This is a genomic window from Pseudomonas sp. URMO17WK12:I12 (genome assembly GCF_000514395.1).
Taxonomy (GTDB): Bacteria; Pseudomonadota; Gammaproteobacteria; order Pseudomonadales; family Pseudomonadaceae; genus Aquipseudomonas; species Aquipseudomonas mucoides.
Genome location: NZ_AZVV01000006.1, coordinates 359,255 through 372,120 on the forward strand (window position 1 = coordinate 359,255; position 12,866 = coordinate 372,120).

The following is a 12,866-nucleotide window of genomic DNA, read 5'->3' on the forward strand; positions in this document are numbered from 1 at the left end:
GTGCTCCTCAGGCTTCGGCTTGGGCTTTGATCAGGCGGTCGTAGGCGTCCTGGTCCAGCAGTTGGGCGACGGCAGAGGCGTCGCTTGGCTGGAAGCGGAAGAACCAGCCTTCGCCCAGCGGATCTTCGTTGACCAGTTCAGGGCTGCTGTCGAGTGCCGGGTTGACTTCCAGCACCTCGCCGTCGAGCGGCATGTAGACGCCGCTGGCGGCTTTTACCGATTCCACGGTGGCGGCTTCAGCGCCTTTGTCGTAGGACTGCAGCTCAGGCAGTTGTACGAAAACCACGTCGCCCAAGGCGTTCTGTGCGAAAGCGGTGATGCCGACAGTAACGGTGCCGTCAGCTTCGGTGCGCAGCCATTCGTGATCTTCAGTAAAACGCAAATCGCTCATGAGAACTCCTAAGGGGGCCAGACTCGTCTGGTGGACGCTATTGAATGCTTGGGCAAAAAAGCCCTGTTATGCCGGACTACATAGCAAGAACACGGCCAATGTTGGTTTTGTCTTTATTAATCAGTGGTTTGTGGCGTTTTGCGAGTCGACGGAATTCGCCCGCTGTAGCGAAATCGATACGGACAAGGTCAGGGAAGAAAGCCGAGGTGGATCAAAGCCTTGCACAGCCGTGATCAGGGAGGGGTGTAGCGATATCGTTCCGCTGTAGCGCTTTCAGTACAGATGGAGGTCGTTTTTGGAGAGATGTTCTGGGGCCACCCACAGGGTTTTGTGGTGTTTGTGGGTTGTGGTTCAACCTCAGGCTCAGGGCTTGTTGGGTATGCCGTACTTGCGCAACCGATGGGCAATCGCCGTGTGGGACGTCTGCAGGCGGCTGGCCAGTTGGCGAGTCGAGGGGTAGCTGACGTAGAGTTTTTCCAGCAGGGTTTTCTCGAACTCTTCCATCGCCTGCTCCAGGCTGTCGACATCGCTGTCGCTCTGGCGCGCCACCGAGGTGCCGGCGATGTCGAGGTCGCCGATGTCGACCAGCGTGCTTTCGCAAATTGCCGCGGCGCGGAAAATCACGTTCTGCAATTGCCGCACGTTGCCCGGCCAGCGATTGCCCAGCAGTGCCGGGTAGGTGCCCGGCGCCAGGCGACAGACCGGGCGCTGGATCTGCGCGCAGGCTTGCTGCATGAAGTAGCGGGCGAGCAGCAGAATGTCCTGGCCGCGTTCGCGCAGCGGCGGGACTTCAACGTTGAGTACGTTGAGGCGGTAAAACAGGTCTTCGCGGAAGGTGCCTTCGCTGACCATTTTTTCCAGATCACGGTGGGTGGCGCTGAGGATCCGCACATTGACCTTCACCTCACGATCACCGCCGACCCGACGGAAACTGCCGTCATTGAGAAACCGCAGCAGTTTCGCCTGCAAGTACGGCGACATCTCCCCGATTTCATCGAGAAACACCGTGCCCTGGTTGGCCAGTTCCATCAGCCCCGGTTTGCCGCCCCGTTGCGCGCCGGTAAAGGCACCGGGGGCGTAGCCGAACAGTTCACTTTCGGCGAGGTTCTCCGGCAATGCTGCGCAGTTCAACGCAAGAAAGGGCGAACTGTGCCGCGCGCTGATGGCGTGGCAGGCCCGGGCCACCAGTTCCTTACCGGTGCCGGTTTCACCCTGAATCAGCAGTGGTGCATCGAGCGCCGCCACCCGTTGCGCGCGCGCCTTGAGGGTGCGGATCACCGGCGACTCGCCGAGCAGCGCATCGAATCCTTCGGCGTGATCATGGTGCAGCGCCGAGAGGCGTTCGCCGATGCGGTTGGGTTGATACAGCGTCAGCAGGGCACCCGCGTCGGTGATCGGCGTGGCGTCCAGCAACAAGGTCTGGCCGTTGACCGTGATTTCCCGCAGCGGCAAACGAAAGCCCTGTTCCAGCAACGCGTCGAGCAGCGCCGGGTCGGCGAACAAGTCGGCGATGCTTTCACCCGCCGGTTCACGCCCGTACAGCGCGATCAATGCCGGGTTGGCCAGCAACACTTTGCCGGCACTGTCGAGAGCCAGTACCGGGTCGGTCATGGCCGCGAGCAGTGCGTCGAGTTGCAGGTGTCGACGCTGGCCGGGAAGGATGTCGACCACCGTCACCGCTTGCACGCCACGCACGCTGAACAGCGCATCGCGCAGCTCTTCGAGGACTTCCGGGCTCAGGGTCGGGGCATCGATGTAAACGTTGGGCGGGACCATTTCCACCGCATCCAGATTGAGATTGCGCCCACCGAGCAGGGCCAGGACTTCCTGGGTGATACCGACGCGGTCGATGAAACTGACGTGGATACGCATGGGGCGGTATTTGGTTCTGGAGTGCGGAGGGGCGCAAGTATGCCTTGGGGCGGGCGAATGGTGAAATCCTGCGCGGGATTTCAGGCCCACACCGAACCTTTGTAGGAGTTTGCCTGCTCGCGATAGCGGTGTATCAGTCGACATCCATGGTGAATGTCAGTCCGCTATCGCGAGCAGGCTCACTCCTACAGGGGGAGTGTGGGTTACTCGAAGTTCTCGAGGTTCACCGGGTCGCCGGACTTCATGTCCAGTTGCACCCGGATGTCTTCAAACATCAGATCGTAATGCTTGTGAACCGAACCAATCTGGCTGTGTGTCTTTGGAATGCCGTACTTCTCGGCGATAACCGTCACGTTGTTGGCAAAGTTGTAGGCCTCCTCCTTGCGCAGGAAGAAGGGCTCGTCCACTTTCTTGCCCTGAATGTCGCCATGCATCCTGAACTGGATGCCTTTTTCCCCTTTGGGGTTCTTGCTGACTTCATAGTCGAGGAAAATGTTGTAGCTGACATCATCCGGGGTCAGCGCGTGACGCTCGATGTGCAAGTGACCTGGTTCAAACTTTGCCATAGACGTCTCTCCTTACAAGTAAGTAATGCCAGGTTTCGCCGTGCTGATACGCGTACCTGCCTTGCCCTGGACGATCGCTTCAATGTCCGAGAGTGAACCGATTACCGCGGTTTTTCCAGTGTGACGGGCGAACTCGCAAGCCGCTTGAACCTTGGGTCCCATGGAGCCTGCGGCGAAGCCGAGTTTTTCCATTTCATCCGGGTGAGCCTGGCCGATGGCTTTCTGGGTCGGCTTGCCATAGTCGATAAACGCGGCGTTGACGTCGGTGGCGATCACCAGCAGATCGGCCTCGAGTTGTTCGGCCAGCAGCGCCGAGCACAGGTCTTTATCGATCACCGCTTCGACGCCTTCCAGTTTGCCGGGCGCGGTATACATGGTCGGGATGCCGCCACCGCCGGCGCAGATCACGATGCTGCCTTTTTCCAGCAGCCATTTGATCGGGCGGATTTCGAAAATGCGTTTCGGTTTCGGGCTGGCCACCACGCGACGGTACTTGTCGCCGTCCGGGGCAATCGCCCAGCCTTTCTCGGCGGCGAGTTTCTCCGCTTCAGCCTTGGTATAGACCGGGCCGATGGGTTTGCTGGGCTTCTGGAACGCCGGGTCGTTGGCGTCGACTTCGACCTGGGTGAGCAGGGTGGCGAAAGGCACTTCGAAGTCCAGCAGGTTGCCCAGTTCCTGTTCAATGATGTAGCCGATCATGCCTTCGGTTTCGGCACCGAGCACGTCCAGCGGGTAAGGGGACACCGAGGTGTAGGCCGCGGCTTGCAGCGACAACAGGCCGACCTGCGGGCCATTACCGTGAGCGATCACCAGTTGGTTGCCGGCATGGACCTTGGCGATTTGTTCAGTGGCGATCCGGATGTTGGCGCGCTGGTTGTCCGCGGTCATGGGTTCACCACGGCGGAGCAGGGCGTTACCGCCCAGAGCTACGACGATACGCATAATGCAGTCCTTCCAGAAAACAGTGAGGTCTCGTAAGACGAATGCGGTCATTGTGGAAGCCTGGCTTGCCAGCGATGCAGACGCCTCGGTGAATCAGTCACAACGAGGTGATGCCATCATCGGAACGCCGCCCGGGGCAAGCCCGGCTCCCACAAAAGCCGGCGCCCACATTGACTGAGTCCAGTCAGTGGGAGCCGGGTGCGCCGTTAAAGGTCAGCCAGGGTCGACACCAGAATCGCCTTGATCGTGTGCATGCGGTTTTCCGCTTGCTCGAAGGCGATGCAGGCCGGCGACTCGAACACGTCATCAGTCACTTCGATGCCGTTCTTCAGGTTCGGGTACTGCTCGGCAATCTGTTTGCCGACTTTGGTATCACTGTTGTGGAAGGCCGGCAGGCAGTGCATGAACTTGGTGCGTGGGTTGCCGGTGGCTTTCATCAGTTCGGCGTTGACCTGATACGGCAGCAGTTGCTGGATACGTTCAGCCCAGGCTTCGACCGGTTCACCCATCGAGACCCACACGTCGGTGTGAATGAAGTCCACGCCTTTGACCGCGACTTTCGTGTCTTCGGTCAGGGTGATGCGCGCGCCGCTTTCTTCGGCATATTTGTGGCAACGCTCAACCAGATCGTCCAGCGGCCACAGGGCTTTTGGCGCGCAGATGCGCACGTCCATGCCCAGCTTGGCGCCGATCAGCAGTAGCGAGTTACCCATGTTGTTACGGGCGTCGCCCAGGTAGACGTAGCTGATGTCGTGGATCGGCTTGTCGGCGTGTTCGCGCATGGTCAGCACGTCGGCGATCATTTGCGTTGGGTGGTATTCATCGGTCAGGCCGTTGAACACGGGCACACCGGCAAACTTGGCCAGTTCTTCAACGATTTCCTGCTTGAAGCCACGGTACTCGATAGCGTCGTACATGCGCCCCAGCACGCGGGCGGTGTCTTTCATGCTTTCTTTATGGCCGATCTGCGAAGAGTTCGGGTCGATGTAGGTGACGTTGGCACCCTGGTCATAAGCGGCGACTTCGAAGGCGCAACGGGTGCGGGTCGAGGTTTTTTCGAAGATCAGCGCGATGTTGTTGCCTTTGAGGTGCTGTTGCTCGGTGCCGGTGTACTTGGCGCGTTTGAGGTCGCGGGACAGGTCGAGCAGATAACGCAATTCGCGAGGGGTGTGGTGTTCCAGGCTCAGCAAATTACGGTTGTGAATGTTAAAAGCCATGATGGATCTCCTTAGATGTCGGTTATCCCCCTGGCCGTGCTTGCCTTCGGGTAGAGGGCAGCAGCGGCCAGGGCTCAAAGATTAATAGTCGATAGGGTCGCGAATGATCGGGCAGGTCATGCAGTGGCCGCCCCCACGTCCACGCCCCAGTTCGCCGGCGCTGATGGTGATGACCTCGATACCCGCCTTGCGCAGCAAGGTGTTGGTGTAGGTGTTACGGTCATAACCGATGACCACGCCCGGCTCCACGGCCACCACGTTGTTACCGTCATCCCACTGTTCGCGTTCGGCGGCGAAGCTGTTGCCGCCGGTTTCGACGACCCGCAACGCTTTCAGGTTGAGTGCCTTGGCCACGGTGTCGAGGAACGTGCCGTCTTCGCGTCGGATGTCGATGCCGCCCGGTTTCTTTTCGTCCGGACGCAGGGTGAAGGCGACGATCTGGTTCACGACTTCGGGGAAAATAGTGACCAGGTCGCGGTCACAGAAGCTGAACACGGTGTCCAGGTGCATCGCGGCGCGGGATTTTGGCAGGCCGGCGACGATGACTTTTTCCACGGCTTTGTGTTTGAACAGGTTCAACGCCAATTGACCGATGGCCTGGCGCGACGAACGCTCGCCCATACCGATCAGCACTACGCCGTTGCCGATCGGCATCACGTCGCCGCCCTCAAGGGTGGAGCTGCCGTGATCCTGGTCCGGGTCGCCGTACCAGATCTCGAATTCGGCGTTGGTGAACTGCGGGTGGAATTTATAGATGGCGGTGGTCAGCAGGGTTTCCTGACGGCGTGCCGGCCAGTACATCGGGTTCAGGGTCACGCCACCGTAGATCCAGCACGTGGTGTCGCGGGTGAACTGAGTGTTGGGCAGTGGCGGCAGAATGAAGCTGGAATGGCCGAGGAAGTCGCGGAACATCTGGATGGTCTTGCCACCGAAGCTGTCCGGAAGGTCATCGGCGGAGACACCGCCAATCAGGAACTCGGCGATATGACGTGGCTCCAGGCTGAGCAGCCAGGATTTCACTTCATTGATCAGGCCCAAACCCACCGAATCGGCGGTGACCTTGCGCTCCAGAATCCATTCCAGCGCTTCGGGGATGGCGACGATGTCGGTCAACAGGTTGTGCATTTCCACAACGTCGATCCCGCGTTCGCGCATCTTGGTGACGAAGTCGAAGTGGTCACGCTTGGCTTGGGCGACCCACAGCACATCATCAAACAGCAGCTCGTCACAGTTATTCGGGGTGAGCCGCTGGTGGGCCAGGCCGGGGGAGCAAACCATGACTTTGCGCAGTTTGCCGGCTTCGGAATGCACGCCGTACTTAACTTTTTCCGTGGTCATTACAGTGATCCTCCAGATGACAAATTATTCAGGTGTTACAGAGTCAGGAAGCCGGAATACAGTCCATAGGCCGCCACTACGGCACCTATGATCACGGCTGCAAAAATCAGCTTCTCGACGTTGGTGAAAACAGGTTTGCCCAGTTCTCGCTTGGCCTTGGCGAACAGGATCACGCCGGGCGCATAGAGCAGGGCGGACAGCAGCAGGTATTTGGTGCCGCCGGCGTAGACCAGCCAGACGGCGTAGATCACCGCGATGCTGGCGATGAACAGGTCCTTGGAACGATCGGCCTTGTCGATTTCGTAGCTCTCACCGCGTACCGCCAGCAACAGTGCGTAAGCCGCCGACCACAGGTAGGGCACCAGGATCATCGAAGTGGCGAGGTAGATCAGCGACAGGTAAGTACTGGCCGAAAACAGGGTGATGACCAGGAACAGCTGCACCATTGCGTTGGTCAGCCACAGGGCGTTGACCGGCACGTGGTTGGCGTTTTCCTTGCGCAGGAACTCCGGCATGGTGTGGTCCTTGGCGGCGGCGAACATGATCTCCGCGCACAGCAGTACCCACGACAGCAAGGCCCCCAGCAGCGAGATGACCAGACCGACGCTGATCAGCACCGCGCCCCAATGACCGACCACATGCTCCAGCACGGCCGCCATCGACGGGTTCTGCAGCTTGGCCAGTTCCGGTTGGGTCATGATCCCCAGGGACAATACGTTCACCAGCACCAGGAACAGCAGCACGGTGATGAAACCGATGACGGTGGCTTTACCGACGTCGGTGCGTTTTTCTGCGCGGGCCGAGAAAATGCTCGCGCCCTCGATGCCGATGAACACCCAGACGGTGACCAGCATCATTTTGCGCACCTGATTCATCACGCTGCCCAGGTCCGGGTTTTTCAAACCCCAGATGTCGGCGGTGAAGATGTCCAGTTTGAAGGCGAAAATCGCGATCAGCACAAACAGCAGCAGCGGCACGATTTTGGCGACCGTGGTCACCAGGTTGATGAACGCCGCTTCCTTGATCCCGCGCAACACGAGGAAATGCACACCCCAGAGCAGTACCGATGCACCGATGATGGCTGCGACCGTATTACCCTCGCCAAAAATGGGGAAGAAGTAGCCGAGGGTGCTGAACAGCAGAACGAAGTAGCCGACGTTGCCCAGCCAGGCACTGATCCAGTACCCCCAGGCGGAAGAGAAACCCATGTAGTCGCCGAAACCGGCCTTGGCGTAGGCGTACACCCCGCCATCCAGATCAGGCTTGCGGTTGGCCAGGGTCTGAAAGACGAAGGCCAGCGTGAGCATGCCGACAGCGGTAATGGCCCAGCCGATCAGGACCGCGCCAACGTCCGCACTGGCGGCCATGTTTTGTGGCAAGGAAAAGATCCCGCCACCAATCATTGAGCCAACAACCAGTGCAACCAATGCGCCGAGTTTCAGTTTTCCGGGGGATTCAGACATCGCATGACTCCAGTGCAGGAGAAGAGAGACAACAGAGTAGTTCTGTTAGCTGTTCAAACATCTGACTTAGATCAGTGCATTGGCACATTCCATTGTTAAATAAAGACTTTTGGATGTTGCTCCGGCCACACACGGATTGCCGCAGAAGCCTATTCCAGACGGCTCGCTCAGAGCTATCCGAAATAAGAGAGCTTGGCTGGCGATCTTTAAATTAGTTCGTTTTGGCGTTTCCGCAACTATTTGGCAGTCGTTTCCAGTGTGGATTTGATTTATTGGGATTCATCGACAAATTCGCTCTTTGCCAAGACGCCTATAGAGTGATCGGCTATAAATAACCGCGTCCGAAATGGCTTTATCTAATAAACGTTATTACGCTGTATCTATTTAGTTAAGCCAACCCCTTGAAGGTTTCAAAACCATGACAGCCCTTGGCCGACTGTGGACAAAAATGGAGATGCTGGAATGTCACAACCCACGCAAAAGCTACGCCTGAGCGCACTGATCGCCCTGGTGGTGGGGTCGATGATTGGCGGCGGGATTTTCTCGTTGCCGCAGAACATGGCAGCGCGGGCCGACGCGGGGGCGGTGCTGATCGGCTGGGCCATTACTGCTGTCGGCATGCTGACCCTGGCGTTCGTCTTCCAGACCCTGGCCAATCGCAAACCCGAACTGGACTCCGGGGTGTACGCCTACGCCAAGGCCGGCTTCGGTGACTACATGGGGTTCTCGTCGGCGTGGGGGTACTGGATCAGTGCCTGGCTGGGCAACGTCGGCTACTTCGTGCTGCTGTTCAGCACCCTCGGTTATTTCTTTCCGGTCTTTGGCCAGGGCAATACGCCGACTGCTATTGGCTGCGCCTCGGTGCTGCTGTGGGCCGTGCATTTTCTGGTGATGCGCGGGATCAAGGAGGCGGCGTTCATCAACCAGGTGACCACCGTGGCCAAGATCGTGCCGCTGATCATGTTCATCGTCATTGCCGCCGTCGCTTTCAAGGCTGACGTCTTTACCCGCGACATCTGGGGCCGAAGCAACCCGAGTTTCGGCGGAGTGATGGACCAGGTGCGCAACATGATGCTGGTGACGGTGTTCGTGTTTATCGGCATTGAAGGTGCCAGTGTGTATTCGGCGCGTGCGGAGAAACGCTCGGACGTGGGCCGGGCGACGGTCATCGGCTTTCTCGGGGTGCTGGCATTGCTGGTGCTGGTGAACGTGTTGTCGCTGGGGATCATGAGCCAGCCGCAACTGGCCAACTTGCAAAACCCGTCACTGGCAGCGGTGCTGGAACATATCGTCGGGCCTTGGGGCGCGTTGCTGATCAGTATCGGCCTGGCGATTTCGCTGTTGGGGGCATTGCTGTCATGGGCGCTGCTGTGTGCCGAGATCCTGTTCGCCACGGCGAAGGACAAGACCATGCCGGCTTTCCTGACGAAGGAAAACGCCAACCATGTGCCGGTCAACGCCCTGTGGCTGACCAACGTGATGATCCAGCTCTTCCTGCTGATCACGCTGTTTTCCGCCGGCACTTACACCAGCCTGATCTACCTCGCGTCCTCGATGATTCTGGTGCCGTACCTGTGGTCGGCGGCGTACGCGGTATTGTTGAGCGGACGCGGCGAAACCTACGAACACGCCAGTGCCGAGCGCACCAAAGACCTGATGATCGGTGGGGTGGCGCTGGGGTATGCGGTGTGGTTGCTGTATGCCGGCGGGGTCAAATACCTGCTGCTGTCGGCGCTGCTGTATGCGCCGGGGGTGATTCTGTTTGCCAAGGCCAAGCACGAGCAGGGCGAGCCGTTGTTCACTCATGTAGAGAAGGGCATTTTTACCGGTGTCCTGATTGGTGCCGGGTTGGCCGCATATGGGTTGTACAGCGGTTTACTGTCGTTATGAGGTTGCTGCTGGCGTATCAACCGCCGTATGACTGGGCGGCGATGTTGCAGTTCTTGTCGGCGCGGGCGGTGGCCGGTATGGAAATCGTGACCGATGGGGTGTACTCGCGCAGCATCGGGTTTAACGGTGTTCACGGTACGTTTTCGATCGGGCCGGCGGGCGGTGATGCGCTTGAGCTGACGCTGGATTTTGCGCAGGAGTCGGCGGTGCCCGAGATCGTGGCGCGCGTGCGACGGATGTTTGATCTGGACGCGGATTTGCCGTCGATTCATCGGCAGTTGAAGCGGGACCCGTTGATGGCGCGCTTGATGGCCGAGCGTCCGGGCTTGCGGGTGCCGGGGGCCTGGGATGGGCTGGAGCTGGCGATTCGGGCCGTGCTGGGGCAGCAGATTACCGTGGGCGCGGCGATTCGGTTGGCGGGTAAATTGGTCGCGCAGTATGGTGCGCCCTTTTCCTCGCCGCTGGCGGGTTTGAGCCATGTTTTTCCTGAGCCTGTCGTGTTGGCGCAGGCGGATCTGGCGAGGTTGGGCATGCCGAAAAGCCGAGGGCGGACCTTGTCCGGCGTGGCTCAGGCGCTGCTGGATGATTCGCTGTTGTTTGCGCCGGGGCGGGAGGGCGGTGTGGCGCGGTTGTTGGCGTTACACGGGATTGGTGGCTGGACGGCGCAGTACATTGCCTTGCGTCAGTTGCGTGAGGCGGATGCGTTTCCGTCCGGGGATGTGGGGTTGATCAAGGCGTTGGCGGCACTCGAGCAAAGGCCGGTGACGGCGCGCGAACTGCTGTTGCGCGCCGAGGCGTGGCGACCTTGTCGAGGGTATGCGGCGCAGTTGCTTTGGACATCGCTGAGCCGAATGGATTGAGCTGATCCGGGATTTGTATTGATTCTGCTGGCCTCATCGCGAGCAATCACCCCCACTGCGCGCGATGGGAACCCAATTCAGTTGCCGGCAGTGCCCACTGCAACGGAGTACCGATTATTCTCAGCGGCACATGCAGCCGATGCGCCGGTCCCCAAGGTGTCTGCTCAACTACCAGCCCCTGGTCGTTGTCATCCTCCGCCCGTAATGCCTCGGCCGTTCCCGGGCCATTTTCAATCAGCAACTTTGCTGTACGCGCCAACGAAAGCCGCGCCGAACCCCCGCGCCCCAACAACCTGATTGCTGCCGCCGCCATCAAATACCCGGTCGCGTGGTCGAGTGCCTGCACTGGCAACGGCGTCGGTTTGTCCGCGTTTTTCCAGTGCATCCCGGCCTCGGCAATCCCGCTGCTCATCTGCACCAAACTGTCGAAACCACGGCGGTTCTGCCACGGTCCGCTCCAGCCGTACGCATTGAGGCTGACATCGATCAGCCCCGGTGCCAGCCTCCGGCGTTCAGCAGCCCCGTAACCCATGCGCTCCAGCGCATCGGCGCGGTAGCCGTGCAGGAGGATGTCAGCCTCTTTGAGCAGCGTTTCGAACACCGCGCGATCATCGTTGTTGTGCAGGTCCAGGCGCGCGCAGCGTTTGCCCAGGGTGATTTCCGGCACCACGCCGGGTTCGTTCCAGGTCGGTGGGTCGATGCGCAAAACATCCGCCCCGAGGCCGGCGAGAAAACGGCTGGCGACCGGACCGGCCAGCACGCGGGTCAGGTCCAGCACCTTGAGCCCGGCCAGCGGCTGAGCCACGGAACCTTGCCACGGTTTCGCCGGTTGCCCTTGGTCGCCGCTGAACTGAATCAACGGCTCGGTGTTCACGGCCATACCTTGTGGGTGTTGCTGCCATTGCGCCCAAGTGCGCATCTCGGCGGCGCATCCTCCGGCGTCGACGACGGCCTGTTCCAGACCACTGCTGGCCCATTGCGCCACGTTGCTCGCCATCGCCGCGCGGTCGGCGCAGGTGCCGAGCACGCTTTCAGCCGCGGCGCGGTGATGGGGCGCGTTGGTGTGCAGGCGGATCCAGCCGTCCTTCGTCGCGTAGTCACCGGCAATCGGGTCCCACAGCGGCGGAACGCTCCAGCCGATGGGGCGGATCGAGGTGGCGAACCAGAACGACGCGAGGCGGCGGTCGACTTCAACCCCGGGCAAGCGACCGGTGTGCTGCTGCAACAATTCGCTGACCGCCTGCCCGGCTGCGGCAATGCTGGCGCAGGCAAGGTCGGTCACGGCAAACGCCGAGGGCAGGGCGCCGCTCGACGTGAAGGGAATTGGGGTGTGGGGCAAGCCGAGTGCGGTTTGAATGGACGTGAGTAGATCAGTCATCGAAGGCCCTCCGGAACGAGAGCCCGATCATAGTTCAAAAAACTGGCTGGCCGGATGAAACGATGATGTCAGCTTCAACACTGCCCCCCCCCTTGTAGGAGCGAGGTGAAGTCTTAAACCCGGAACTGGTCCATCAGTTTCATCTGGTGGGTGGTCAGCGAGTTGAGCTGGCTGCTGATCTGCGCCGATTCGGTGGCCTGGCCGGTCAGGGTTTCGGTGACGGTACGGATCGCCGAGACGTTGCGGTTGACCTCTTCGGCCACGGCGCTTTGCTGTTCGGCGGCGCTGGCGATTTGCAGGTTCATGTCGCTGATCACCGTCACCGCGTCACTGATTTTGCCCAGGGCCTGCACCGCTTGCTGGATCTGCCCGGCGTTGTTGTGCGCCTGGGTCTGGCTCGAATGCATGGTGGCGACCACGCCGCGTGTGCCGCTCTGGATGCGTTCGATCACCTGGCGAATTTCTTCCACCGAGTCCTGGGTGCGTTTGGCCAGGTTGCGTACTTCATCGGCCACCACCGCAAAGCCGCGCCCACTCTCGCCGGCACGCGCCGCTTCAATCGCGGCGTTGAGCGCCAGCAGGTTAGTCTGCTCGGCAATGCTGCGGATCACTTCCAGCACCGAACCGATCTGCTCGCTGTTCACCGCCAGCGCTTCGACTTCCGTCACGGCTTTGCTGACTTCGTCGGCCAGTTGATTAATGTCGCGGGTGCTGCGCTCGATGATCTGCATGCCATCGCGTGCCGACTGGTCGGCCCCTTTGGCGGCGTTGGCTGCGTTCGAGGCACTGTTGGCAACGTCGTGGGCGGTAGCGCTCATTTCGTTGGACGCGGTGGCGACCTGGTCGATTTCGCGGAACTGCACCTGCATGCCTTCGCTGGTCTGACGGGCGATTTCCGAAGACTGGTCGGCAGTGCCGCGGGCGTCGGTGATGCTTTGCTTGATCTGCG

At 60.2% G+C, this 12,866-nt stretch carries 11 protein-coding genes; 2 read left to right on the forward strand and 9 right to left on the reverse strand.

Annotation, left to right across the window (positions count from 1 at the left end; genetic code table 11):
* Nucleotides 1-7 precede the first annotated feature (7 nt).
* The 7 genes from gcvH to arcD (D882_RS0109195) form a co-directional block, all read right to left on the reverse strand.
* Complete coding sequence (gcvH, locus tag D882_RS0109165; RefSeq protein WP_027922951.1) at nucleotides 8-391, reverse strand: glycine cleavage system protein GcvH; 384 nt, start codon at nucleotides 389-391, stop codon at nucleotides 8-10.
* 363 nt (nucleotides 392-754) lie between these two features.
* A complete protein-coding gene (locus D882_RS0109170; protein WP_027922952.1) occupies nucleotides 755-2,263 on the reverse strand; it encodes a sigma-54-dependent transcriptional regulator in 1,509 nt (502 codons plus the stop codon).
* A 203-nt stretch (nucleotides 2,264-2,466) separates the two neighbouring features.
* Nucleotides 2,467-2,829: a DUF5064 family protein gene (locus D882_RS0109175; protein ID WP_027922953.1), complete on the reverse strand. Its 363-nt coding sequence runs from the start codon at nucleotides 2,827-2,829 to the stop codon at nucleotides 2,467-2,469.
* A gap of 12 nt (nucleotides 2,830-2,841) precedes the next feature.
* Entirely contained in the window at nucleotides 2,842-3,771 is a 930-nt protein-coding gene (gene arcC, locus D882_RS0109180) for a carbamate kinase (protein WP_027922954.1), read from the reverse strand.
* 206 nt (nucleotides 3,772-3,977) lie between these two features.
* Nucleotides 3,978-4,988 carry an ornithine carbamoyltransferase gene (locus D882_RS0109185; RefSeq protein WP_027922955.1) on the reverse strand — a complete coding sequence of 337 codons (1,011 nt, stop codon included), beginning with the start codon at nucleotides 4,986-4,988 and terminating at the stop codon, nucleotides 3,978-3,980.
* Between the two features lie 81 nt (nucleotides 4,989-5,069).
* Nucleotides 5,070-6,326, reverse strand: a complete 1,257-nt coding sequence (gene arcA, locus D882_RS0109190) for an arginine deiminase (RefSeq protein WP_027922956.1) — start codon at nucleotides 6,324-6,326, stop codon at nucleotides 5,070-5,072.
* A gap of 35 nt (nucleotides 6,327-6,361) precedes the next feature.
* Entirely contained in the window at nucleotides 6,362-7,789 is a 1,428-nt protein-coding gene (gene arcD / locus D882_RS0109195) for an arginine-ornithine antiporter (RefSeq protein ID WP_027922957.1), read from the reverse strand.
* Between the two features lie 462 nt (nucleotides 7,790-8,251).
* Between arcD (D882_RS0109195) and arcD (D882_RS0109200) the strand changes: the two genes are divergently transcribed.
* Together arcD (D882_RS0109200) and D882_RS0109205 are read left to right on the forward strand one after the other, a co-directional pair.
* Nucleotides 8,252-9,679, forward strand: coding sequence for an arginine-ornithine antiporter (gene arcD / locus D882_RS0109200; protein WP_027922958.1), 1,428 nt, complete (start codon nucleotides 8,252-8,254; stop codon nucleotides 9,677-9,679).
* Complete coding sequence (locus tag D882_RS0109205; RefSeq protein WP_027922959.1) at nucleotides 9,676-10,539, forward strand: DNA-3-methyladenine glycosylase; 864 nt, start codon at nucleotides 9,676-9,678, stop codon at nucleotides 10,537-10,539. Before arcD (D882_RS0109200) ends, D882_RS0109205 begins: the two co-directional genes overlap by 4 nt.
* A 46-nt stretch (nucleotides 10,540-10,585) precedes the next feature.
* Here D882_RS0109205 and D882_RS0109210 read toward each other — a convergent pair whose 3' ends face one another.
* Entirely contained in the window at nucleotides 10,586-11,917 is a 1,332-nt protein-coding gene (locus tag D882_RS0109210; RefSeq protein WP_027922960.1) for a CoA transferase, read from the reverse strand.
* 113 nt (nucleotides 11,918-12,030) lie between these two features.
* On the reverse strand, nucleotides 12,031-12,786 hold the full coding sequence (locus tag D882_RS1000000133505; protein WP_371258943.1) for a methyl-accepting chemotaxis protein: 756 nt from the start codon (nucleotides 12,784-12,786) through the stop codon (nucleotides 12,031-12,033).
* Nucleotides 12,787-12,866: the final 80 nt, after the last annotated feature.